This is a genomic window from Labedella populi (assembly GCF_004078655.1).
GTDB classification, from domain to species: domain Bacteria; phylum Actinomycetota; class Actinomycetes; order Actinomycetales; family Microbacteriaceae; genus Labedella; species Labedella populi.
This window is the reverse complement of record NZ_RZNC01000003.1, coordinates 347,711-373,007: the sequence shown is the minus strand read 5'-3', so window position 1 is coordinate 373,007 and position 25,297 is coordinate 347,711. Positions and strand designations below refer to the sequence as shown.

At 67.6% G+C, this 25,297-nt stretch carries 18 protein-coding genes and 1 tRNA gene; 17 read left to right on the top strand and 2 right to left on the bottom strand.

Translation table 11 applies throughout. The annotated features are described in order from the left end of the window. Positions 1–3 precede the first annotated feature (3 nt). From ELQ92_RS10280 to pip, 10 genes are all read left to right on the top strand, one after another. Positions 4–597 carry a Trp biosynthesis-associated membrane protein gene (locus tag ELQ92_RS10280; RefSeq protein WP_128498872.1) on the top strand — a complete coding sequence of 198 codons (594 nt, stop codon included), beginning with the start codon at positions 4–6 and terminating at the stop codon, positions 595–597. Between the two features lie 39 nt (positions 598–636). Continuing rightward, complete coding sequence (locus ELQ92_RS10275; protein ID WP_128494444.1) at positions 637–867, top strand: DUF6704 family protein; 231 nt, start codon at positions 637–639, stop codon at positions 865–867. 4 nt (positions 868–871) lie between these two features. Beyond that, positions 872–1,642, top strand: coding sequence for an indole-3-glycerol phosphate synthase TrpC (trpC, locus tag ELQ92_RS10270; RefSeq protein WP_128498871.1), 771 nt, complete (start codon positions 872–874; stop codon positions 1,640–1,642). 4 nt (positions 1,643–1,646) lie between these two features. Next, positions 1,647–2,858 (top strand): tryptophan synthase subunit beta, encoded by a 1,212-nt coding sequence (trpB, locus tag ELQ92_RS10265; protein ID WP_128498870.1) that lies wholly within the window; start codon positions 1,647–1,649, stop codon positions 2,856–2,858. Continuing rightward, the gene (gene trpA, locus ELQ92_RS10260) at positions 2,855–3,643 is read left to right on the top strand and encodes a tryptophan synthase subunit alpha (RefSeq protein WP_128498869.1); all 789 of its coding nucleotides are present in this window, start codon (positions 2,855–2,857) and stop codon (positions 3,641–3,643) included. The genes trpB and trpA overlap by 4 nt, the downstream gene beginning before the upstream one ends. A gap of 57 nt (positions 3,644–3,700) precedes the next feature. Further along, positions 3,701–4,654 carry a prolipoprotein diacylglyceryl transferase gene (gene lgt / locus ELQ92_RS10255; RefSeq protein ID WP_481808275.1) on the top strand — a complete coding sequence of 318 codons (954 nt, stop codon included), beginning with the start codon at positions 3,701–3,703 and terminating at the stop codon, positions 4,652–4,654. A 397-nt stretch (positions 4,655–5,051) separates the two neighbouring features. Then, a complete protein-coding gene (gltB, locus tag ELQ92_RS10250) occupies positions 5,052–9,626 on the top strand; it encodes a glutamate synthase large subunit (protein ID WP_128498867.1) in 4,575 nt (1,524 codons plus the stop codon). Then, positions 9,619–11,076 (top strand): glutamate synthase subunit beta, encoded by a 1,458-nt coding sequence (locus ELQ92_RS10245; RefSeq protein WP_128498866.1) that lies wholly within the window; start codon positions 9,619–9,621, stop codon positions 11,074–11,076. The genes gltB and ELQ92_RS10245 overlap by 8 nt, the downstream gene beginning before the upstream one ends. A gap of 64 nt (positions 11,077–11,140) precedes the next feature. Further along, positions 11,141–12,574, top strand: coding sequence for a pyruvate kinase (pyk, locus tag ELQ92_RS10240; protein ID WP_279432165.1), 1,434 nt, complete (start codon positions 11,141–11,143; stop codon positions 12,572–12,574). 51 nt (positions 12,575–12,625) lie between these two features. Further along, a complete protein-coding gene (gene pip / locus ELQ92_RS10235) occupies positions 12,626–13,573 on the top strand; it encodes a prolyl aminopeptidase (RefSeq protein ID WP_128498864.1) in 948 nt (315 codons plus the stop codon). Between the two features lie 499 nt (positions 13,574–14,072). On the opposite strand, the gene ELQ92_RS10230 is transcribed toward pip, so the two are convergent. Beyond that, positions 14,073–14,155 (bottom strand) — tRNA-Leu (locus tag ELQ92_RS10230). Positions 14,156–14,193: 38 nt separating this feature from the next. Between ELQ92_RS10230 and ELQ92_RS10225 the strand changes: the two genes are divergently transcribed. Continuing rightward, positions 14,194–14,799: an ANTAR domain-containing response regulator gene (locus tag ELQ92_RS10225; protein ID WP_128494454.1), complete on the top strand. Its 606-nt coding sequence runs from the start codon at positions 14,194–14,196 to the stop codon at positions 14,797–14,799. Positions 14,800–14,873: 74 nt separating this feature from the next. Here the strand turns inward: ELQ92_RS10225 and ELQ92_RS10220 are convergent, their stop codons facing one another. Further along, on the bottom strand, positions 14,874–15,284 hold the full coding sequence (locus ELQ92_RS10220) for a hotdog fold thioesterase (protein WP_128498863.1): 411 nt from the start codon (positions 15,282–15,284) through the stop codon (positions 14,874–14,876). A 59-nt stretch (positions 15,285–15,343) separates the two neighbouring features. On the opposite strand from ELQ92_RS10220, the gene polA reads away from it, so the two are divergent. The 6 genes from polA to uvrB all read left to right on the top strand — a co-directional run bounded on the left by polA (position 15,344) and on the right by uvrB (position 25,177). After that, a complete protein-coding gene (gene polA / locus ELQ92_RS10215) occupies positions 15,344–17,998 on the top strand; it encodes a DNA polymerase I (protein ID WP_128498862.1) in 2,655 nt (884 codons plus the stop codon). Between the two features lie 96 nt (positions 17,999–18,094). Then, the gene (locus ELQ92_RS10210) at positions 18,095–19,777 is read left to right on the top strand and encodes a DUF885 domain-containing protein (RefSeq protein WP_243694995.1); all 1,683 of its coding nucleotides are present in this window, start codon (positions 18,095–18,097) and stop codon (positions 19,775–19,777) included. 201 nt (positions 19,778–19,978) lie between these two features. Further along, positions 19,979–21,427 carry a 30S ribosomal protein S1 gene (gene rpsA / locus ELQ92_RS10205; protein WP_128498860.1) on the top strand — a complete coding sequence of 483 codons (1,449 nt, stop codon included), beginning with the start codon at positions 19,979–19,981 and terminating at the stop codon, positions 21,425–21,427. Between the two features lie 302 nt (positions 21,428–21,729). Next, positions 21,730–22,386, top strand: a complete 657-nt coding sequence (locus ELQ92_RS10200; protein WP_166426765.1) for a TetR/AcrR family transcriptional regulator — start codon at positions 21,730–21,732, stop codon at positions 22,384–22,386. A gap of 3 nt (positions 22,387–22,389) precedes the next feature. Further along, positions 22,390–22,995 (top strand): dephospho-CoA kinase, encoded by a 606-nt coding sequence (gene coaE / locus ELQ92_RS10195; protein ID WP_128498858.1) that lies wholly within the window; start codon positions 22,390–22,392, stop codon positions 22,993–22,995. A gap of 118 nt (positions 22,996–23,113) precedes the next feature. Beyond that, a complete protein-coding gene (gene uvrB, locus ELQ92_RS10190) occupies positions 23,114–25,177 on the top strand; it encodes an excinuclease ABC subunit UvrB (RefSeq protein ID WP_128498857.1) in 2,064 nt (687 codons plus the stop codon). Positions 25,178–25,297: the final 120 nt, after the last annotated feature.

Below are 25,297 nucleotides of genomic sequence, written 5' to 3'. Positions count from 1 at the left end.
GATGTGACGGCGCGACGGCTCAAGTCCCTCTCGATCGTCGCGGTGCTCGCGGTCTCGGGACTCGTGTTCCTGGCGTGGACGCGAGAGTGGTTCGTGCTCGAGGTGACGGCGGGAGCGAGTTCGGACGTTCCCGTCGTCGTCACGGGCGAGACGGCGGCACCCGCCCTCGCGGCCCTCGGGCTCGCCGGCCTCGCGGCCGGTGCGGCGCTCAGCATCGCCGGCCGCGGCTTCCGGGTCGTGCTCGCGCTCCTGACGATCCTGATCGGGGGCTCCGTCATCCTGTCCGGGGTGCTCGCCTCGGTCGACCCCGTCGGCTCGTCGACCTCGGCGATCAGCGCCGCGACCGGGATCGCCGGGCGCGAGTCCGTCGCGGCCGTCGTCGGCGCGGTCGAGGTGTCGGTGTGGCCCGGCGCCACCATGTTCGTCGGAGCGCTCCTCGTGCTCGCCGGGGTGCTCGTGCTCGTGACGGCGTCCCGGTGGCCCGGCCCCTCGCGGAAGTACGATGCCCTACGTCTCGAGCACGCCGACGACGGGGCGCCGCTCGACTCCGTCGACAGCTGGGACGAGCTGAGCCGCGGCGATGACCCCACTCGGTGACCCGGTAGACTCTCACCGACCCACTCACGAAGGAGAGCAATGAGCGACATGTCGACCGAGCCGGGACACGGACACTCGCCCGCAGCCTGGACCGCCGTCGTGGTCATGCTCGTGGCCACCGCCCTCGGCACGTTGTTCTTCTGGCTCGACATGCCCGTCCTCGTCTGGGCGAGCGTCGGACTCCTCCTCATCGGGGCGATCGTCGGCTTCATCATGTCGAAGGCCGGCTACGGCGCATACGGCGACAAGTACTCCGCGAAGGAGCACTAGCCCCATGCTGGCCGAACTCACGGCCGGCGCAGCCCACGACGCTCTGGCCCGTCAAGAGGCGGTGTCGCTCGCCGCCGTCGAGGCCGAAGCGATCGCTGCGCCGCCGGCGATCGACGCTCTCGCTGCGTTGTCGCACGGAGAGCGTGTCAAGATCATCGCCGAGGTGAAGCGCGCGAGTCCGTCGCGCGGGCACCTCGCCGAGATCGCCGATCCCGCCGGACTCGCGGCCGACTACGAGCGCGGTGGCGCGAGCGCCATCAGCGTCCTCACGGAGAGCCGCCGCTTCAAGGGGTCGCTCGACGACCTCCGTGACGTGCGCGCGAGGGTCTCCCTCCCGGTGCTCCGGAAGGACTTCGTCTCGATGCCGTATCAGGTATTCGAGGCTCGCGCCGCTCGAGCCGATCTGGTCCTCCTGATCGTCGCCGCACTCGACGACAAGACGCTCGCGGAGCTCTTCGCGCTCTCGAGCGAGCTCGGCATGACGACCCTCGTCGAGACGCACAGTGCCGACGAGCTCTCCCGGGCTCTCGACCTCGGCGCCCGCCTCGTGGGCGTGAACGCCCGAGACCTCAGCACTTTCGAGCTCGACAAGACCCTGTTCGCGCGGCTCGCGCCGACCATACCGGACGACGTCGTGAAGGTCGCCGAGTCGGCCGTGTCCCAGCCGAGCGACGTGGCCGCATACCGCGACGCCGGCGCAGATGTCGTCCTCATCGGAGAGGCCCTCGTGACGAACGATCCCGTTTCCACCCTCGAATCCTTCCTGGCGGTGTGACTGCATGGCCCTGCGCGATGAAACCGGTCCCTACTTCGGCGAGTTCGGCGGGCGCTACGTCCCCGAATCCCTCGTCGAGGCACTCGACGAACTCTCGGAGGCGTGGGAGCTCGCGAAGCTCGACCCCGCCTTCCGCGCGGAGCTCGATGCTCTGCTGAAGGACTATGTGGGCCGACCGTCCGTCGTGACGGAAGCGCAGCGCTTCGCTCGCCACGCGGGTGGCGCGCGGATCCTCCTGAAACGAGAAGACCTCAACCACACGGGCTCGCACAAGATCAACAACGTCCTCGGGCAGGCGTTGCTCACGAAGCGCATCGGCAAGACGCGCGTGATCGCCGAAACGGGTGCCGGCCAGCATGGTGTGGCCACCGCGACGGCAGCCGCGTTGTTCGGGCTCGACTGCGTCATCTATATGGGGGAGGTCGACACGGAGCGCCAGGCCCTCAACGTCGCGCGCATGCGCCTCCTCGGGGCCGAGGTGATCCCCGTCACGACCGGTTCGCGCACCCTCAAGGACGCGATCAACGACGCGATGCGCGACTGGGTGACGAACGTCGAGGACACGAACTACATCTTCGGCACGGTCGCGGGCCCTCACCCGTTCCCCGCGATGGTCCGGGATCTGCAGAAGATCATCGGCGAGGAGGCGCGTGAGCAAGTGCTCGCGCTCACCGGTCGGCTCCCCGACGCCGTCGCCGCGTGCGTCGGCGGAGGGTCCAACGCGATGGGGATCTTCCACGCCTTCCTCGACGACACCGCCGTCGGCCTGTACGGCTTCGAGGCGGCCGGCGAGGGGATGGACACGCTGCGGCACGCCGCGACGATCTCGCGCGGCCGGCCCGGAGTCCTCCACGGCGCACGGACCTTCCTGCTGCAGGACGAGGACGGCCAGACGGTCGAGTCCCACTCGATCTCCGCGGGCCTCGATTATCCGGGCGTCGGCCCCGAGCACTCGTGGCTTGCGAGCATCGGCCGGGCGACCTACCGCGGCGTCACGGACGCCGCGGCGATGGACGCCCTCCGGCTCCTCAGCCGCACCGAGGGCATCATCCCGGCGATCGAGTCATCGCACGCCCTCGCCGGCGCCCTCGAACTCGGTCGTGAGCTCGGGCAGGACGCGGTCGTCCTCGTGAACCTCTCGGGTCGTGGGGACAAGGACATGGAGACCGCCGGGCGGTACTTCGACCTCATCGACGCGGGGGCGGAGCAGTCATGAGCGCCGTCGCAGACGTCATCCGTACGCGCGTCGACGCGGGGTCCGGCGCCCTCGTCGGCTACTTGCCCGTGGGTTTCCCGACGTTCGACGAGTCCGTCGACGCCGCCGTCGCCATCGCGCAGAGCGGTGTCGACGTGATCGAGCTCGGCCTGCCGTACTCGGACCCCGTCATGGACGGACCCGTCATCCAGGCAGCGACGCAGCAAGCGCTCGCCCGCGGCTTCCGGTTGAGCCACGGCTTCGAGGCCGTTCGACGCATCACCGAGCAGGTCTCGGTGCCCGTGCTGCTCATGACCTACTGGAACCCCGTGCTCTCGTACGGCGTCGAGCGCTTCGCCGACGACCTCGTGGACGCCGGGGGAGCCGGGCTCATCACCCCGGACCTGATCCCCGACGAGGCCGAGGAGTGGCTCGCCGCTTCCGAGCGGACCGGGCTCGACCGGGTCTTCCTCGCCGCTCCGTCGTCGTCGGACGCTCGTCTCGTGCGGGCGGTGGAGGTCAGTAGGGGCTTCGTGTACGCCGTGTCGACGATGGGGATAACGGGCGCACGCAGCGACGTCGATTCCGCGGCCCGCGGTCTCGTCGCGCGCTTGCGCGACGCCGGCGTCGAGCACACGTGCGTCGGCCTCGGCATCTCGACGGCGCAACAGGTGCGCGAAGTCCTCGATTACGCCGACGGTGCCATCGTCGGCTCCGCCCTCGTCTCGGCGCTGTCGAACGGAGGCGTCGACGCGGTCGCGTCCGTCGCGGCCGACCTCGCGACCGGCACCGGACGACGAGGCTAGACTTTCCCACCGGACGGAGGACGACTCCGTCGTATCGAAAGGTGCGTATCCGACGTGTTGCACGCGAGCATTCCCAGCCCAGACGTCAGCAGCATCACGCTGGGGCCGTTCACGATCCACTTCTACGCGTTGTGGATCCTGCTCGGCATCATCGTCGCAGCGGCCCTCACATCGCGCCGACTGACGGCGCGGGGCGCCGAGCCCGGCGTCATCTTCGACTTCCTGCTCTGGACGGTTCCGCTCGGCATCATCGGTGCGCGGATCTTCCACGTGTTGACGCACCCGGACGACTACTTCTTCGAGGGCGCCGAACTGTGGAAGGTCGTCGCGGTCTGGGAGGGCGGCATCGCCATCTTCGGCGCGTTGCTCGGCGGCGCCGTCGGCGCGTGGCTCGCGAGCCGCCAGACGGGTGTGCGCTTCTGGACGTTCGCCGACGCCCTCGCCCCCGGTCTCCTGCTCGCCCAGGCCTTCGGACGGCTCGGCAATTACTTCAACCACGAGCTGTTCGGCCAGCCCACGACTCTTCCCTGGGGCCTCGAGATCGAGGAATCGAACCCCGCGTGGCCTGTGGGGCTGCCCGCCGGTACGCTCTTCCACCCCACGTTCCTCTACGAGATCCTCTGGAATCTGGCGGGTGTCGCGGCCATTCTGCTGCTCGACCGGCGCTTCCGGCTGCAGTGGGGCCGCCTGCTCGGCGTCTACCTCATCTGGTACGGCCTCGGTCGTATCGTGTGGGAGTCGATCCGCATCGATCCCAGTGAGATCATCCTCGGTCTGCGCGTGAACGTCTGGGCCGCGATCCTCGCCGTCGCCGTCGGAGTCGTCATCAACGTCGTGCAACGTCGACGCCACCTGGGCCTCGAGCCGTCCGCCTACCGGCCGGGACGCGAGTGGGTCGATCCCGATGAGCCGTCGGGCGAACTCGTCGACACGAGTGATCCCGACGCCGACGAGGACGACCGGTTGAGTGCCGCGTCGTCATCGGCCCCGGAGGCGACACGAGGCGCGTGACCGTCCCGCTCGCGTCGCGGGACGCGTGCGGTCGGCGCTGGGGTAGACTCGGACTCGCGGTGACGACGATCTCGTCGACATCGGCGAGCCGACGACGGCGACGTCTCGACCGATCCCGCAGCCCCCTGCCACAAGCACCAGTCATCACGCACCACACGCATCGATACGAACGGTGTCGCCCCGGTGTCGATCACCTCACCGGTGAGTACATCAGGGCCCGGATCCCTCGGGCCCGGCGGCATTCGAGCCCGAGCACCTCGGGCGACCAGGGGCTGACCGGCACGGACATCCGACCGGTGGACGCAATGCCCCCGCTCTTCGGCGGATCCCTCCGCCACACCGACACGGGCCAGCGACGTCCCCTACTCTCCTTGACCTCGTGAGGACGGTTTTCTCCATGGCTCAACGCCCTCCGCATTCCCCGTTCAGCCTCGTTCCGGAGGCGCAGGGCCTGTACAACCCGGCGGCCGAAAAGGACGCGTGCGGCCTCGCCATGGTCGCGACGCTGCGCGGCACCGCCGGGCACGACATCATCGACGGCGCGCTCGACGCGCTTCGGAATCTCGAGCACCGTGGTGCCATCGGGTCGGACGCCGGGACCGGAGACGGCGCCGGCATCCTCACCCAGATCCCCGACGACTTCCTCCGTGCCGTGACGCACTTCGATCTGCCGGAGATCGGCCGGTACGCCGTCGGCATCGCCTTCCTGCCGACCGACCGCGACGAGCGCGAGACGCTCAAGGCCCGCATCGCCGAGATCGCCGAGGACGAGAGTCTCCGTGTGCTCGGCTGGCGCGAGGTCCCGACGGCGCCGGAGCATCTCGGCAAACTCGCCCGGGCGGCGATGCCGGCCTTCGAGCAGCTCTTCGTCGCAAGCGAACTCACCGGCGACGACGGCGGTCCGCGCGCCGGTATCGAGCTCGACCGGCAGACGTTCCGTCTGCGCAAGCGAGCCGAACGGACGCTGGGCGCCTACTTCATCTCGCTCTCGAGCCGCACACTCGTCTACAAGGGCATGGTCACGACCCTTCAACTCGAACCGTTCTATCCGGATCTCTCGGACGAGCGCTTCGCCTCGAAGCTCGCCATCGTGCACTCCCGGTACTCCACGAACACCTTCCCCTCATGGCCGCTCGCGCAGCCACTGCGGATGATGGCCCACAACGGTGAGATCAACACCGTCGAGGGCAACCGCAACTGGATGCGGGCGCGGCAGTCGCAGCTCGAATCGGAGCTCATCGGCGACATCGATCCGTTGCTGCCGATCATCACGCCCGGTGCAAGCGACTCCGCCTCGTTCGACGAGGTGCTCGAGCTCCTGACGCTCACCGGCCGCTCGTTGCCGCACGCCATGATGATGATGGTCCCCGAGGCGTGGGAGAAGCAGCCCGGCATCCCGAAGTCGCGTCGCGACTTCTACGAGTTCAACTCGCTCCAGATGGAGCCGTGGGACGGCCCCGCCGCGCTGACCTTCACCGACGGCACGCTCGTCGGCGCCACCCTCGACCGCAACGGGCTCCGCCCGGGGCGCTGGCTCGAGACGCACGACGGCTTCGTGGTGGTCGGCAGCGAGACGGGCGTGCTCGACATCGACCCCGCCCGCGTGAAGCGCAAGGGCCGGCTCCGCCCCGGACGCATGTTCCTCGTGGACACCGAGGCCGGGCGTCTCATCGAGGACGACGAGATCAAGGACTCCCTCGCGGCGTCGCAGCCGTGGGGGGAGTGGCTCGAGTCCGGTCGCATCCGGCTCGCCGACCTCCCCGAACGCGAGCACATCGTGCACACCCCCGCATCGGTCTCACGGCGTCAGCGCACGTTCGGCTACACGCAGGAGGAGGTCCGCATCCTGCTCATGCCGATGGGTCAGAACGGCGCGGAACCCCTCGGAGCGATGGGTTCCGACACACCGATCGCCGTGCTCTCGAAGCGTCCCCGGCTGCTCTTCGACTACTTCGTGCAGCAGTTCGCGCAAGTGACGAACCCGCCGCTCGACTCGATCCGAGAGGAGGTCGTGACCTCGCTCTCCTCCGGCCTCGGTCCCGAGCGCAACCTCCTGTCGTGGGGCCCCGAGCACGCCAAGCAGGTCATCCTCGACTTCCCGGTCATCGACAACGACGAACTCGCCAAGATCCAGCACATCGACCCGCGCCCCGGCGCTCGGACGACGGCGACGATCCGCGGTCTCTATCGCGTCGACGACGGGCCCGAGGCCATGCAGGACCGCATCGCGGAGATGTGCGCGGAGGTGGACGAGGCGATCGCCGCCGGGAGCCAGTTCATCGTGCTGAGCGATCGCGACTCGACGAAGGAACTCGCTCCGATCCCGTCTCTGCTCATGCTCGCGGCGGTCCAGCACCACCTCATCCGGGAGCAGAACCGCATGAAGGTGGGACTCGTGGTCGAGGCCGGCGACGTCCGGGAGGTCCACCACGTGGCCGTCCTGATCGGCTATGGCGCGTCGGCGGTCAACCCGTACCTCGCGATGGAATCGTGCGAGGACCTCGTGCGGGCGGGGATGATCACGGGCATCACGCCCGAGAAGGCGGTCAAGAACCTCATCTACGCGCTCGGCAAGGGCGTTCTCAAGATCATGTCGAAGATGGGCATCTCGACGGTCTCGTCGTACGCGGGAGCCCAGGCCTTCGAGGCGATCGGGCTCAGCGAGGACTTCGTCGACGCCTACTTCACGGGTACCGAGACGAAGCTCGGCGGGGTCGGGATCGACGTGATCGCTCGCGAGAACGCCGAGCGTCACCGCGGCGCCTATCCCGATGACGCCGCCGTCGTGGCGCACGAACGCCTCGCGAGCGGGGGCGAGTACCAGTGGCGGCGCGACGGTCAGCCGCACCTCTTCAACCCCGACACGGTGTTCCGTCTCCAGCACTCGACGCGGACGCGCCGATACGACATCTTCCGCGAGTACACCGCGATGGTCGACGGTCAGGCCGAGGAACTCATGACGCTGCGGGGCATGTTCGCTCTCAAGAAGGGCGCTCGCCCCCCGATCCCGCTCGACGAGGTCGAACCGATCGAATCGATCGTGAAGCGGTTCTCCACGGGCGCCATGAGTTACGGCTCGATCTCGAAAGAAGCGCACGAGACCCTCGCGATCGCGATGAACCGGCTCGGCGCGAAGTCGAACACGGGAGAGGGTGGCGAGGACGTCGACCGCCTTCTCGATCCGGAGCGGCGCAGCAGCATCAAGCAGGTCGCATCCGGTCGCTTCGGCGTGACGAGCATGTACCTCACGCATGCTGACGACATCCAGATCAAGCTCGCTCAGGGCGCCAAGCCCGGCGAGGGCGGGCAGCTCCCGCCCGGCAAGGTCTACCCGTGGGTCGCGCGCACCCGTCACGCGACGCCCGGTGTCGGCCTCATCTCCCCGCCCCCGCATCACGACATCTACTCGATCGAGGACCTCAAGCAGCTCATCTTCGACCTGAAGCGGGCGAACCCGAAGGCGCGCATCCACACGAAACTCGTGAGCCAGTCGGGGATCGGGGCGGTCGCCGCCGGCGTCGCGAAGGCGCTGTCCGACGTCATCCTCGTATCCGGTCACGACGGCGGGACGGGCGCGAGCCCCCTCAACTCGCTCAAGCACGCGGGCACCCCGTGGGAGCTCGGCCTCGCGGAGACGCAGCAGACGCTCATGCTCAACGGCATGCGCGACCGGGTCGTCGTCCAGGTCGACGGCCAGCTGAAGACGGGACGAGACGTCATCATCGGTGCGCTCCTCGGAGCGGAGGAGTTCGGCTTCGCGACCGCTCCGCTCGTCGTCTCCGGGTGCATCATGATGCGCGTGTGCCACCTCGACACCTGCCCCGTCGGTGTCGCAACGCAGAACCCGGAACTCCGTGAGCGCTTCAACGGCAAGCCCGAGTTCGTCGTCAACTTCTTCGAATTCATCGCTCAAGAGGTCCGCGAGTACCTCGCTGAGCTCGGGTTCCGCTCGCTCGACGAAGCGATCGGTCACCACGAGGTGCTCGACGTCAACCGTGCCGTCGAGCACTGGAAGGCCTCGGGACTGGACCTCGCGCCGATCCTCGTCGGACCCCGTTTCGACGAGGACGAGCCCCGCCGCGGCGCTCGCGAGCAGGACCACGAACTCGACAAGCACTTCGACGTCGAGCTCATCCACCGCAGTCGCGACGTGCTCGAGCACGGTGGCAGCGTCACGATCGAGCTTCCCGTCCGGAACACGGCGCGGGCCGTCGGCACGATGCTCGGCCACGAGGTGACCGTGCGCCACGGAGAGCACGGTCTCCCCGCCGGCTCCATCGATGTGACGCTGCACGGGTCGGCGGGTCAGTCGCTCGGGGCTTTCCTCCCGAACGGCATCACCCTGCGGCTCGAAGGCGACTCGAACGACTACGTCGGCAAGGGCCTCTCCGGTGGTCAGATCGTCATCCGCCCGGCGAGGGGCAGCGGCTTCGTCGCCGAGGAGAACGTCATCGCGGGCAACGTCATCGGCTACGGCGCCACTCAGGGCACGATGTTCCTGCGCGGCATCGTCGGCGAGCGCTTCCTCGTCCGGAATTCCGGTGTCACCGCGGTCGTCGAGGGTGTGGGCGACCACGCGCTCGAGTACATGACCGGTGGGCTCGCCGTGATCCTCGGTCGCACGGGGCGGAACCTCGGCGCCGGCATGTCCGGCGGCACCGCCTACGTGTACGAGCTCGACGAGACGCTCGTGAACACTCAGTCGCTGCAGTCGGGTGAGCTCTCGTTGCTCCCCCTGGGCTCCGGCGATGTGGAGATCGTGAAGGACCTGCTCGAGCGGCACGTCGCCGAGACGGGCTCGACCCTCGCGTCGAGGCTGCTCGAAGACCCCTCGACGATGGAACGATTTGTGAAAGTTCTGCCGCGCGACTATGCGGCCGTCCTGGAGACGCGCAGTAGTGCCGTCGACGAGGGGCTCGACCCGGACGGCGACATCGTGTGGCGACGGATTCTGGAGGTGACCGGTGGCTGATCCCAAGGGTTTCTTGAAGGTCAGGGAGCGTGAGCTGCCCCCGCGGCGCCCGGTCCCCGTCCGCATCATGGACTGGAAAGAGGTCTACGAGCAGGGCGATCCGTCGCAAGTGCGCCGCCAGGCGGGCCGTTGCATGGATTGCGGCATCCCGTTCTGCCACCAGGGCTGTCCGCTCGGGAACCTCATCCCCGAGTGGAACGATCTGATGTGGCGGGGCGAGGGCCGCCAGGCCATCGAGCGCCTCCACGCGACGAACAACTTCCCGGAGTTCACGGGGCGGCTCTGCCCGGCGCCCTGCGAGTCCGCGTGCGTGCTCGGCATCAACCAGCCTGCCGTCACGATCAAGCAGGTCGAGGTCTCGATCATCGACCAGGCGTTCCAGAACGGCTGGGTGGACTCCCACCCGCCGGAGCGCCTCACGGGTAAGACCGTCGCGGTCGTCGGCTCGGGTCCCGCAGGACTCGCGGCGGCCCAGCAGCTCACGCGCGCCGGTCACACCGTTGCGGTGTACGAGCGCGATGACCGCATCGGCGGCCTCCTGCGTTACGGCATCCCGGACTTCAAGATGGAGAAGCGCCACCTCGACCAGCGCTTGCGTCAGATGCAGGACGAGGGCACGCGTTTCCGTGCCGGCGTGAACATCGGCGTCGACATCTCGTGGGCCGATCTGCGCAGCCGGTACGACGCTGTCGTCGTCGCCACGGGCGCCCTCGTTCCGCGGGACCTGCCCATTCCGGGCCGCGACCTCACAGGTGTGCACTTCGCGATGGAGTACCTCGTCCAGTCGAACAAGGTCGGCGCCGGCGACTCCGTCCCGTCGCAGATCACGGCAGAGGACAAGCACGTCGTCGTCCTCGGCGGTGGCGACACCGGCGCGGACTGCATCGGCACGGCGCACCGTCAGGGAGCAGCGTCCGTCACGAATCTCGCGATCGGACGACAGCCGGCCACCGACCGCACGGACGCCCAGCCGTGGCCCATGACCCCGACGCTCTTCGAGGTCGCGAGCGCGCATGAAGAGGGCGGCGAGCGCGAGTTCCTCGTCTCGACCGTCGAGTTCATCGGCAACGACGCGGGAGAGGTCGTCGCGCTGCGCGTGGCCGAGACCGAATTCGTCGACGGGCGACGTGTTCCGAAGAGCGGGACCGAGCGGGAGATCCCGGCGGACCTGGTCCTCTTGGCGCTCGGCTTCACGGGACCGGAGTCCGACGACCTGTCGGCTCAGCTCGGCGTCCCGTTCGACGGCCGCGGCAACGTCCAGCGTGATGGCGAGTACCAGACGTCGGAACCCGGCGTCTTCGTCGCCGGCGATGCGGGCCGCGGCCAGTCCCTGATCGTGTGGGCGATCGCCGAGGGGCGCGCGGCGGCATCGGCCGTCGATCGCTACCTCGAGGGCGAGACGAGCCTGCCGTTCCCGGTCCGACCGACGGACCGTCCCATCAGCATCTAGACTTTCGAAGGAGCGGCCGATCGGTCCTCCGTCCCGCCACCACAGTGCGCCATCGCGCAGAACCATGGAGAAGACCTCACCCATGAGACGTGCAAAGATCGTCGCGACCCTCGGTCCGGCGACCTCGAGTTATGAGAACATCCGGGCCATCATCGATGCCGGTGTCGACGTGGCTCGAATGAACCTCAGTCACGGCAGCTACGACGTCCACGAGGGCGTCTACGCGAACATCCGCAAGGCTGCTGACGATTCCGGGAAGGCCATCGCCGTCCTGGTCGACCTCCAGGGGCCGAAGATCCGACTCGGCAAGTTCGCCGACGGGCCCCACGAACTCGCCGTCGGCGACATCTTCCGCATCACGACCGAGGACATCCTCGGGACGAAGGACATCTGTGGAACGACCTTCAAGGGGCTGCCCCAGGACGTCGCGCCCGGTGACTTCCTCCTCATCGACGACGGCAAGGTGCGCGTCAAGGTGATCGACTCCGACGACACGACGGTCACGACCGAGGTCGTCGTCGCGGGTCCGGTATCGAACAACAAGGGCATCAACCTCCCGGGCGTCGCCGTCAACGTCCCGGCTCTCTCCGAGAAGGACGAGGCCGACTTGCGTTGGGGTCTCCGGCTCGGCGCGGACATCATCGCGCTCTCGTTCGTGCGCAACGCCGACGACATCACGCGCGTGCACGAGATCATGGCAGAGGAGGGCCGGAAGGTCCCGGTCGTCGCGAAGATCGAGAAGCCGCAGGCCGTCGACAACCTCGAGGACATCACGGAGGCCTTCGACGCGATCATGGTCGCTCGCGGCGACCTCGGTGTCGAGCTCCCGCTCGAAGCCGTCCCGATCGTCCAGAAGCGCGCGATCGAGATCGCACGCCGACTCGCGAAGCCCGTCATCGTTGCGACGCAGATGCTCGAGTCGATGATCTCGAGCCCCGTTCCGACACGCGCCGAGACCTCAGACGTCGCGAACGCCGTCCTCGACGGCGCCGACGCCGTGATGCTCTCGGGCGAGACGAGCGTCGGCAAGTATCCCGTCGTGACGGTGCAGACGATGGCCCGAATTGTCTCCTCCACGGAGGAGCACGGCCTCGAGCGTGTCCGGGCGCTCGGCACGAAGCCCCGGACGCAAGCGGGAGCGATCACGCTCGCGGCCGTCGACATCGCGAACTTCGTCGAGGCGAAGTACCTCTGCGTCTTCACGGAGTCCGGCGAGTCGGTGCGACGGATGAGCCGTCTCCGCAGCCCCATCCCGATCCTCGCGTTCACGCCCGATCCTGCGATCCGTCGGCGGATGGCGCTCAATTGGGGCGTGGAGTCCTTCGTCGTGTCCCGCGTGACGCACACCGACCAGATGGTCGCGCAGGTCGACGACGTGCTCACGTCCACGGGCCGCGCCCAGACCGGCGAGAAGGTCGTCATCATCTCCGGTTCCCCTCCCGGGATCCCCGGATCGACGAACGACGTCCGTGTGCACAACGTCGGAGACGTCCTCTAGGACGCCCCGTCGTATCGGTGGGGACATCATCGTCGGTCGTAGGCTGACCGGGTGCATCCTCCGATCGAGCCATTCGCTCACGGATCGCTCGTCCGCCCGGACGGCGCGGCGATCCACTGGGAGACGTCCGGGAACCCCACGGGAAAACCGGCGCTGTACCTTCACGGAGGCCCGGGCAGCGGTCTCGGCCTCGGCGACTACCGCCGTCGCTTCGACCCCGACCGCCATCTCATCGTCGGGATCGACCAGCGCGGGTGCGGCCGCAGCACGCCGTGGGCGATCGACGATCTGGAGCGTCTCGAGACGAACACGACGCACGAACTCATTGCCGACATCGAGGCGGTCCGCGAGATGCTCGGCGTCGAGCGCTGGCTCGTGCACGGCGCCTCGTGGGGATCAACCCTCGCGCTCGCCTACGCGCTCGAGTGTCCGGACGCCGTGTCGGAGCTCGTGCTGACCGCGGTCACGTCGGGGAGCCGAGCGGAGATCGACTGGATCAGCGATGGCGTCGGGGTGCTCTTCCCGGAGGCCCACGAGCGGCTCATGAGCGGTGTCAACGCGGGGGAGAGGGGGATCGAGTCGTTGGCACGGCGGTTGCGCGACCCGAATCCCGCCGTGCGCTCGTCAGCAGCCCTCGCGTGGGAGGAGTGGGAGACGACTCACGTCTCCCTCGACCCCGGTTTCACACCCGGCCCGTTGTTCGACGACGATAGAGCCCGCGAGAACTTCGCGACCCTCGTGACCCACTACTGGGCGCACGACTGCTTCCTCCCGACCGGGCAGAGCGTTCTCGAGCGGGTCGACGAGCTCGCGGACGTCCCAGCGGTCCTCATCCACGGTCGCCACGATGTGAGCAGCCCCGTCGGGACCGCGTGGCGCCTTCATCGCGCATGGCCGGCCAGTCGTCTCCACATCGTCGAGACAGAGGGACACGGCGGTCCCGAAGAGATGGAGCTCACGATGACCGCGATAGATGGCTTCCTCCCGGCTCCTGAGTGAGACCGCTCAATCGACCAGCGCTAGGAGGACCACGGGGACGAAGATGGCTGCTCCCAGGAGGATCTGCCGTCCGAGGTCGTCTCGCCACGGAAGGCCGCTTGCGTCGAGGACGAACAGTGCGCCACCGCCGAACACCAGGCTGAGAAGGAAGGCCCACAGCCCGCGCACGCTCCGGACGAAGCCGAGGTCGAGCGCGTCCCCGTGGGCGACCTGGATCTCATCGCCGATCGCGAAGCGGTGCGACCCCGCGACGATTGCGGCGGGCGGCGTGCTCGCATCGGGAGTACCGCGCTTCTGCTTCTCGAACTCCGCGTCCTCGAGCCGGATGACCTCGTCGTCGATGACGTACCAGCCGTCGGGGATGTCCGCGGGGGAGAGACGATTCGCGTGCTCACGACAACATCCTGTTCATCGGGCGCCCCTGTCGTCTCGCCTAATTGCGGGGCGTTGACGCCCTCCGACGAGGTCGTCGACGAGGCAGGGGATCGGGTCGTGAGCGTACCGGTGGTGGGATTCGAACCCACACGCCCTCTCGGACAAAGCATTTTGAGTGCTCCGCGTCTGCCGTTCCGCCACACCGGCTCACAACACCGGCGACCACGTTACCGTAGGATTGATCCGTGACCGAGCACGAAGCAACCGCATCAGCACCACGACGCGTCGTCGTCGCTGAAGACGAGTCCCTCATCCGCCTCGACATCGTCGAGATCCTCCGGGACAACGGATTCGAGGTCGTCGGCGAAGCCGGCGACGGCGAAACGGCCGTCGCCCTCGCGACGGAACTGCGTCCGGACCTCGTGGTCATGGACGTCCGCATGCCGCAGCTCGACGGCATCGCCGCGGCCCGGCGCATCACCGAGGCGCAGATCGCGCCGGTCGTGCTGCTCACGGCGTTCAGCCAGAAGGAGCTCGTCGAACAGGCCGCCGATGCCGGCGCCCTCGCATACGTCGTGAAGCCCTTCACACCCAACGACCTGCTCCCCGCGATCGAGATCGCGCTCAGCCGGTACCAGCAGATCATCACCCTCGAAGCAGAGGTCGCCGACATGGTCGAGCGCTTCGAGACGCGCAAGCTCGTCGACCGCGCGAAGGGCCTCCTCAACGAGAAGATGGGTCTGTCGGAGCCGGAGGCGTTCCGCTGGATCCAGAAGGCGTCGATGGACCGCCGCCTCACGATGCACGACGTCGCCCAGGCCATCATCGAGCAGCTCGGCGCCAAGAAGTAGTAGCAGCGGACATCACGAACGGAAGCCCCCGGCATCGCCGGGGGCTTCCGTCATTGCAGGAGTGCTGACGGCCGTCAGCGGTCCTTGATGAGGTTCGTGATGCGGATGGTGGAGCACCGTCGGCCCTGGTCGTCCGTCACGGCGATCTCGTGCACGGTCAGGGAACGGCCGAGGTGGATGGGTGTGCACACGCCCGTGACGATCCCCGACGTCGCCGATCGGGTGTGGGTCGCGTTGATGTCGATGCCGACCGCGAGTCGGTCCGCTCCCGCCCACAGGTTCGCCGCCATCGATCCGAGGGACTCGCCGAGCACGACGTAGGCGCCGCCGTGGAGGAGCATCGCCGGTTGCGTGTTGCCCTCGACGGGCATGGTCGCGACAGCCCTGTCCACACTGAACTCGACGAACTCGATCCCCATCTTCTCGGCGAGGGCACCGGCCCCGCGCGTCGTCACATAGTCGAGCGCGTCGTCGTTGTGGGCCATCGTCGCCTTCCGGATGGGGCCCGCCGGGCGCCGTCGGAGGTGGCTTGTAGGCTGGGCGTGTGTCGGACAACGAAAAGCCTACCCTCCTCGTCATCGACGGCCACTCCCTCGCGTTCCGGGCGTTCTACGCGCTCCCGGTCGACAGTTTCCAGACCCGAGACGGCCAGCACACGAACGCGATCCACGGCTTCATCGCGATGCTCATCAACCTCCTCAAGGCCGAGAAGCCGACGCACCTCGCCGTCGCGTTCGACATCTCCCGCTTCAGTTTTCGGACGCGCGAGTACCCGGAGTACAAGGGGACGCGTGGAGAGACGCCGTCCGAATTCATCGGGCAGGTGCCCCTCCTCCAGGACGCCCTCAAGGCCATGAACATCTCGACCATCTCGATCGAGGACTACGAGGCCGACGACGTCCTCGCCACGCTCGCCGTCCGCGGCCGCGAGCAGGGGTATCGCGTCCTCCTCGTCTCCGGCGACCGCGACACGATCCAACTCGTGAACGACGACGTGACACTCCTCTACCCGTCGCGCCAGGGCGTCTCCGATCTCACCCGCTACGACCCTGACAAGGTCCGAGACCGGTACGGCATCGAACCGCATCAGTACCCCGAGGTCGCCGCTCTCGTCGGTGAGACGAGCGACAACCTCCCGGGCGTCCCGAAGGTGGGGGAGAAGACCGCCGTCAAGTGGCTCGGCCTCTACGGGAGCCTCGACGGGATCCTCGAGAACGCCGACAAGATCTCCGGCAAGGTCGGCGAGAGCCTCCGCGAGCACAAGGAGAACGCCATCCGGAACCGGCGCCTCAACCGTCTCGTGACCGACGTCGAGGTCGGAGTCGGAATCGAGGCGCTCGAGAAACGCCCCATCGACGAGCAGGAAGTGCGGGACGTCTTCGGCCGCCTCGAATTCCGAACGCTTCTCGAACGGGTCCTCAAGCTCGAGGGCATGGACGGCGGTGAGCCCGCCGTCACGGCCCCCCGCATCTCCGCGCCCGTGCCGCAACATCTGCTCGACGAGGAATTGCGCGGCTGGCTCCGGCGGGCGAGCGCGGCGAACCCCGGGGGACTGGGTCTGCGCATCGAGTCGATCGACGGTCGCCCGATCGCTGCCGGCGTCGCGAGCGAGACCGAGACGGTCCTGTTGCCGTGGCAGCCGAGGGGCGCCGACTACGCGCCCTTCGAGGAGTGGCTCGCGAGCGATGCTCCGAAGCTCATGCATGACGCCAAGCCACAGGTGAAGGCGCTCGCGCGCGCCGGAGTCGCGTTCGACGGCCTCGCGTTCGACACCCAGATCGGCGCGTGGCTGCTGTCTCCCGGCGCGAAGGAGGCGAGCCTCGGCGACCTCACCACGAAGCTGCTCGACGAGGAGCTGCCCGTCGCCGACCCGAACCAGCTCGTCCCGGCGGACGACGCACCGTCCGTCGCGACGGAGGCATGGTTCACCGGCCGCATCGTCGCGCACCTCGAGACGGCTCTCGACCCGGGATCCCTCGGCGTCATGCGCGACATCGAGATGCCCACGCTCCTCGTCATCGCCGCCATGGAACTGCGCGGCGTCTCCGTGGATCACGACTCGCTCGCCGAGCTGTCGGCCGGTCTCGGAGCGCGCGCGAGCGATCTCGCGCAGCAGGCATTCGCCGAGATCGGGCGGGAGGTCAATCTCGGGTCGCCCAAGCAACTGCAGGAGGTGCTCTTCGATCAGCTCGGAATGCCGAAGACCCGGGCCAACAAGACGGGTTACTCGACGGACGCCGGCGCCCTTGCGGACCTCCAGTCGAGCAATCCGCACCCGTTCCTCGACCTGCTCCTGCAGCATCGCGACGCGACCAAGTTGCGGCAGATCGTCGAGACGCTCGACACCTCGATCGCGGACGACGGGCGGATCCACACGCGCTACGTCCAGAGCGGCACGACGACGGGGCGCATCTCGTCGACCGACCCGAACCTCCAGAACATCCCCATCCGCACGGAGGAGGGCCGCCGTATCCGGCAGTCGTTCCGTGTCGGCGAGGGGTACGACACGCTGCTCACCGCCGACTATTCGCAGATCGAGATGCGGATCATGGCGCACCTCTCCGGAGACGAGGGGCTCATCGAGGCGTTCCGTTCGGGAGAAGACCTCCACCGCTTCGTCGGTTCGCGGATCTTCGGCGTGGAACCGGCGGACGTCACAGCGCTCATGCGTACGAAGGTCAAGGCGATGTCGTACGGCCTCGCGTACGGTCTGAGCGCCTTCGGTCTCTCCAAGCAGTTGCGCATCGAGCAGTCCGAGGCGAAGGTCCTCATGGCCGACTACTTCGAGCGTTTCGGAGCCGTGCGCGATTACCTGCGGAACGTTGTGGTGCAGGCCAAGGTCGACGGCTACACAACAACCATCTTCGGTCGACGTCGGCCGTTCCCCGAATTGTCGAGCCCCAACCGGGTGTTGCGCGACAACGCGGAACGAGCCGCCCTCAACTCGCCCATCCAGGGCTCGGCCGCGGACATCATGAAGTTCGCGATGATCCGCGTCGAGAACGACCTGGTCGACCAGGGATTGCGGTCACGCATGCTCATGACGGTCCACGACGAGCTCATCTTCGAAGTCGACAAGGCGGAGGCCGACACGGTCGAGGAGATCGTCCGCGGCCGGATGGCGGGCGCCGCAGCGCTGTCCGTCCCTCTCGAGGTCCAGCTCGGTCACGGCCAGAATTGGGACGCCGCGGCGCACTGATGTGGCGAGGGCCGGTCGGATTGCCCGGCCGTCATCTCGCGGCATAGGCTCGCGAGCATGACGGAAAACGCACAACCGATCCGAGCCGGCGCCGACATGTCGACGGGGGAGCAGCCTTCGCGCACGCCGAGCGCCATCGACGCAGTGGCCGAGGACTGGGTCGCGACCCTCGCGGAGCTCGATCCGCTCGTCGCCGTCTGGATCGGCGGTATGGCGGACTCCGGAGGGTACGGAGACTTCTCGCCCTCGGGCCGGGAGGACTACGTCGCGGCCGCGTCGCGGACCATCGCGGCCCTCGACGCGCTCCCGGCGACCGACTCGGTCGACGAGGTCACCAAGGCCGATCTCCGTGCCTCCCTCGCCCTCGACATCGAGGAGTTCGAGGCCGGCCTCCACTTGCGTGACCTCAACGTGATCGCGTCGCCCGCTCAAGGCATCCGCGAGGTCTTCGACCTCATGCCGACCTCGACCGTGGATGACTGGGAGACCGTGTCGACTCGACTCGGGAACGTCTCAGGAGCGATCGACGGGTACATCGAGTCGCTCCGCGAGGGCATACGTCGCGGTGTCGTCCCCGCCAAGCGTCAAGTGCGCGAGGTCTTCGAGCAGGCGAAGAAGCTCGCCGATGGGGACGGCTTCTTCGCCGGTCTCGCGGCGAATGCGACGCCCGAGGATGGACAACTGCCCGCATCCCTCGCCAACGAGTTGACGCGTCGGGCGGGCGAGGCCTCGGTGGCGTACCAGGAACTCGCGGACTTCTTCGCGCGTGAACTCGAACCCGCGGCTACGGAGAAGGACGCGGTCGGCCGCGAGATCTACGCCATCCAGTCGCGCAAGTTCCTCGGGGCGACGATCGATCTCGACGAGACCTACGAGTGGGGTATCGAGGAGCTCGCCCGCATGGTCGCCGAGCAGGAGTCGATCGCGGATCTCATCAAGCCGGGGGCCGGCGTGCTCGAGGCCATCGAGCACCTCGACGCCGACTCGAGCCGCAAGCTCCACGGCACCGATGCGCTCCGGACATGGATGCAGGAGACGAGCGATCGGGCGGTCGACGAACTCTCCCGATCGCACTTCGACATCCCCGATCCCGTCAAGCGCCTCGAGTGCATGATCGCGCCGACGCAGGAGGGCGGGATCTACTACACGAGCCCGTCCGACGACTTCTCGCGGCCCGGGCGGATGTGGTGGTCCGTGCCGGAAGGCGTGACGGAGTTCGACACGTGGCGTGAGCTCACGACCGTCTACCACGAGGGCGTGCCGGGCCATCATCTGCAGTTGGGTCAGGCCGTCTACAACCGCGCGATGCTCAACACGTGGCGGCGTCAGCTCGCGGGCACCTCCGGTCACGCCGAGGGCTGGGCGCTGTACGCCGAGCGGCTCATGCAGGAACTCGGGTACCTCGACGACCCGGCGGACCGTCTGGGGATGCTCGACGGACAGCGCATGCGGGCGGCACGCGTGGTCCTCGACATCGGCGTCCACCTCGAGAAGCAGCTGCCGGACGGGTCGGGCCCCTGGAATGCCGAGTACGCCTTCGACTTCATGGGCCGCAACGTCAACATGAACGACGGTTTCGTGCGCTTCGAGGTCAATCGTTATCTCGGGTGGCCGGGTCAGGCTCCGTCCTACAAGGTGGGTCAGCGCATCTGGGAGCAGATCCGCGACGAATCCCGTTCGCGGGAGGGCGACGCCTTCGACATGAAGGCGTTTCACAAGCGCGCGCTCGACCTCGGCGGCGTGGGCCTCGACACGCTGCGCGCGGCTCTGCTCGGGTAAGCGTGGGGGGCGTGACGTGGACGACTCATCCGATCGTCCGCCGTACCCCTCGGGAGACGGCTCGCGGTGCTTGGAATCGGTGCCGAGGAAAAGCTATGATGGAGCGTCGCACTCGCGACGCCTATCCGCCTGCCCTGCACACTGGATGCTTGCGTCCACATGCTCGGCCCGATATCCATCCAATACTGGAGCACCCACTACATGACAACCGCAACGACCGAAAAGGCAACCAAGCAGGTCGCTATCAACGACATCGGCTCTGCTGAAGACTTCCTTGCCGCGGTCGAGAAGACTCTGAAGTTCTTCAACGACGGTGACCTCATCGAAGGCACTGTTGTGAAGATCGACCGCGACGAGGTCCTCCTCGACGTGGGATACAAGACCGAGGGTGTCATCCCCTCGCGCGAACTTTCGATCAAGCACGACGTCGACCCCTCCGAGGTCGTCAACGTCGGCGACACCGTCGAAGCCCTCGTCCTCCAGAAGGAGGACAAGGAAGGCCGCCTCATCCTGTCCAAGAAGCGCGCACAGTACGAGCGCGCCTGGGGTGACGTCGAGAAGATCAAGGACGCCGACGGCGTCGTCACCGGCTCGGTCATCGAGGTCGTCAAGGGCGGCCTCATCGTCGACATCGGTCTTCGTGGCTTCCTCCCGGCTTCGCTCATCGAGCTGCGTCGCGTCCGCGACCTCACGCCGTACCTCGGCCAGGAGATCGAGGCCAAGATCCTCGAGCTCGACAAGAACCGCAACAACGTGGTCCTGTCGCGCCGCGCCCTGCTCGAGCAGACGCAGTCCGAGAGCCGCACGACCTTCCTGAACAACCTCCAGAAGGGCCAGGTCCGCAAGGGCGTCGTCTCCTCGATCGTCAACTTCGGTGCGTTCGTGGACCTCGGCGGCGTCGACGGTCTCGTCCACGTCTCGGAGCTCAGCTGGAAGCACATCGAGCACGCCTCCGAGGTCGTCGAGGTGGGCCAGGAGGTCACCGTCGAGATCCTGGAGGTCGACCTCGACCGCGAGCGTGTCTCCCTCTCGCTCAAGGCGACGCAGGAGGACCCGTGGCAGGTCTTCGCCCGCACCCACGCGATCGGTCAGGTCGCCCCGGGTAAGGTCACGAAGCTCGTCCCGTTCGGCGCCTTCGTGCGCGTCGCGGACGGCATCGAGGGCCTCGTGCACATCTCGGAGCTCTCCGGCAAGCACGTCGAGCTCGCCGAGCAGGTCGTGTCGGTCGGCGAAGAGGTCTTCGTCAAGGTCATCGACATCGATCTCGAGCGTCGCCGCATCTCGCTCTCCCTCAAGCAGGCGAACGAGGGCGTCGACCCCGAAGGCACCGAGTTCGACCCGGCGCTCTACGGCATGCTCACGGAGTACGACGAGCAGGGGAACTACAAGTACCCCGAGGGCTTCGACCCTGAGACGAACGAGTGGAAGGAAGGCTTCGAGGCCCAGCGCGAGAAGTGGGAGCAGGACTACGCTGCAGCCCAGGCTCGCTGGGAGGCCCACAAGCGTCAGGTCGCCACGGCCGCCTCCGAGGAGGCCTCGAACGAGGGCTCGACCGGATCGACCTTCTCGAGCGAGTCGACCGGAGCCGGCACCCTCGCCGACGACGAGTCGCTCGCGGCCCTCCGTGAGAAGCTCTCCAGCAATTCCTGAGTTCCACCAACGCCTGAGATCCGGCGATTCGTGAGTCCTCGCGGCTCGTGAGGCCGGTTCGACCGGTTGCTCGACAGATGAATGGTGCGGTGCCCCGACTGGGGCACCGCACCATTCTGCGTCTCCGGCGAGATGCTCCGGCGTTCACCGCCGGAGCGGACACATCGAAGATGTCGCTGCCGATTGCGTGTCGCGCGGGCGGGCCGGGCGACCGGCTGATGCTAGGGTGAGCCTGTACTTCCGTCCCATACCCCGAGGTCTCCGTGCTCACCACTCGAACCAACGAGAAGGACCAGAACCTAGTGAATGTCGACCCATTGCGACGGTTCCTCGCTCTCGATTACGCGGAGTCCGCGGATCTGCGCAACAGTCCGCAGCAGGAGCGCAGCCGGCTCAGCCTCGAGACGATCCTCCGCGTATGCGGGGAGATCATCGATGAGACCGGCCACGCGGGTGTGACGACCGCGGAGGTGGCGAAGCGGGCCGAGATGGCGATCGGGACCGTTTACCGGTTCTTCCCGGACCGCGTCGCGCTCATGCTCGGGGTCTTCGACTACATGACGAAGAGATACATCGAGATGTGCATCGAGGCACTCGAGGCGGCGGAGCCGACGACGTGGACGCAGACGTTCGAGATCCTCACCGACACCAACGTCCTCGCTCGTCGCACCGTCCCGGGCTACCGCGCGACGCAGTACCGTGTGCTCGCCGATGAGGAGAGCCAGGAGAAGTACAGCCTGCGTACGACCTCCTACGTCGATGCCGTCGTCGGGCAGCTCGCTCAGTTCGGTCTTCCGGAGGACGCCGCCTGGAGCGCCCGTGTGGCCGTCGCCATCGAGCTCTCGCGCTCACTTCAGCGACTCGCGTTCGATGCCGAGTCCGACGGTGACCCGTGGCTCCTCGACGAGGCGCGCAAGGTCGCGATCACGTACCTCGAGACACAGCTCGCGGCTCGCTGAGCCATGAGGGTCATCGCCCTCACCGGCGGCATCGCCTCGGGCAAGTCGACGATCTCGCGCCGTCTCGCGGAGCTCGGAGCCTCGATCGTCGATGCCGATGTGCTGTCGCGTGAGGCTGTGGCGCCGGGGTCTCCCGGGCTCCGGGCCGTCGCCGAGCGGTTCGGGCAAGCGGTCCTCACCGACGACGGATCGCTCGATCGTCCCGCACTCGGAGCGATCGTGTTCTCTGACGACTCGGCTCGAGCCGAGCTCAACGCGATCGTGCATCCGGAGGTCCGTCGGCTCGCCGCCGCGCGTCTCTCCGAGATCGGCCGCGCGGATCCCGAGTCCATCGCCGTGTACGACGTCCCGTTGCTCGTGGAGACGGGGGTGGACCACTCGTTCGACCTCGTCGTCGTCGCGGATGCCGATGCGAGAACTCGTGTCGACCGGCTCGTGGTCATCCGAGGGCTCGATCGAGGTGAGGCGGAGCGCCGTGTCGCCGCCCAAGCGAGCGACGAGGAGCGTCGCGCCGTCGCCGACGTGCTCATCGACACGACGGGGAGCATCGACGAGACGACCGCCCAGGTCGATGCGTTGTGGAACGAATTGCGGTCGGGCCGCCTGTGACACGCGCCGCGGGATTCGTCGCCGTCCTCGGATCGGTGACAGACACCGCTGGCGGAGGGATCCGGCTGACTGGTGTCATCTCGGACCCGGTGTCGGTGGCGGGATTTAGAATCGGAGCATGCAACCGACACGCTCCGTGAACCCCTTCGAGGTCGTCAGCGAGTACAAGCCGAGCGGTGACCAGCCCGGCGCGATCGCCGAACTCGCGGGACGCATCAATGCGGGCGAGACCGATGTCGTCCTCCTCGGCGCAACCGGTACGGGAAAGTCCGCGACCACGGCGTGGCTCATTGAGGCGACGCAGCGTCCCACCCTCGTTCTCGCCCACAACAAGACCCTCGCCGCGCAGTTGGCGAACGAATTCCGGGAGCTGCTGCCGAACAATTCGGTCGAGTACTTCGTGTCCTACTACGACTACTACCAGCCGGAGGCGTACGTCCCCCAGACGGACACTTTCATCGAGAAGGACTCGTCGATCAACTCTGAGGTCGAACGGCTCCGTCACTCCACGACCAACTCGCTCCTGTCGCGCCGCGATGTTGTCGTGGTGTCGACGGTGTCCTGCATCTACGGGCTCGGGGCGGCCGAGGAATATCTCGAGGCGATGGTGGCGCTGCACGTCGGCGACTCGATCGGTCGCGACCGGCTCATCCGCTCCTTCATCGGCATGCAGTACAACCGCAACGACGTCGACTTCTCGCGCGGTAACTTCCGCGTCCGCGGCGACACCATCGAGATCATCCCGGTGTATGAGGAGCTCGCCATCCGGATCGAGATGTTCGGTGACGAGATCGAGGCTCTCTACGCTCTGCATCCCCTCACGGGAGACGTCGTGAAGAAGCTCGAAGCGGTGTCGATCTTCCCCGCGACGCACTACGCCGCGAGCCCTGCCACCATGCAGCGCGCCATCGGAACGATCCAGATCGAGTTGGAGGAGCGCCTCGCCGAGCTCGAGAAGCAAGGCAAGCTCCTCGAGGCGCAACGCCTCCGTATGCGCACGAACTTCGACCTGGAGATGATGCAGCAGATCGGATTCTGCTCCGGCATCGAGAACTACTCTCGCCACATCGACGGGCGTTCTCCCGGGCAGGCCCCGAACTGCCTCCTCGATTACTTCCCGGACGACTTCCTCACCGTCATCGACGAGTCGCACGTGACGGTACCCCAGATCGGCGCCATGTTCGAGGGCGACGCGTCGCGCAAGCGAACCCTCGTCGAGCACGGTTTCCGGCTCCCGAGCGCAATGGACAACCGTCCGCTCACGTGGGACGAGTTCAAGTCCCGCGTGGGACAGACGGTCTACCTGTCAGCCACCCCCGGTCGGTATGAGATGGGTATCGCGGACGGCGTCGTGGAGCAGATCATCCGACCGACGGGGCTCGTCGACCCTCAGATCGTCGTCAAGCCCTCCAAGGGGCAGATCGACGACCTGCTCGAGCAGATCGTCGCACGGGCGGAGCGCGACGAGAGGGTACTCGTCACGACCCTCACGAAGAAGATGGCCGAGGAGCTCACGGACTTCCTCACGGAGGCAGGGGTCCGTGTGCGCTACCTGCACTCGGACGTCGACACGCTGCGCCGCGTCGAACTGCTGTCCGAGCTGCGCGCGGGCGTCTACGACGTGCTCGTCGGCATCAACCTCCTCCGTGAGGGTCTCGACCTCCCGGAGGTCTCGCTCGTGGCGATCCTCGACGCCGACAAGGAGGGCTTCCTCCGCTCGTCCACCTCGCTCATCCAGACGATCGGACGTGCCGCCCGCAACGTGTCCGGTGAGGTTCACATGTATGCCGACGTGCTCACGGACTCGATGAAGCGGGCCATCGAGGAGACCGATCGGCGACGTGAGCGTCAACTCGCCTACAACGCCGAGCACGGGATCGACCCCACCCCCTTGCGTAAGAAGATCGCCGACATCACCGGCATGCTCGCGCGTGAGGGGGAGGACACGGCTCGTATGCTCGCCGGTCGTGAAGGCAAGAAGAAGAGCCCGACTCCGAACCTCCGCCGCGAAGGACTCGCCGCGGAAGGGGCGAACAATCTCGAGGCGATCATCGCGGACCTCAACGGTCAGATGCTCGCGGCCGCCGCTGAACTCAAGTTCGAGCTCGCGGGTCGACTGCGGGACGAGGTCGCCGAACTCAAGCGTGAGCTCCGGCAGATGGAGAAGGCCGGACACGCCTGACGTACGCGAACGATGGGCTCCGGGGTGCCGACGCGGCGCCTCGGAACCCATCTCGCCGTCGCGCTGTTCGCGGAGGGCGAGGGCCCAGCGGGACCGAGTGTCAGTGGGTCACCGTAGACT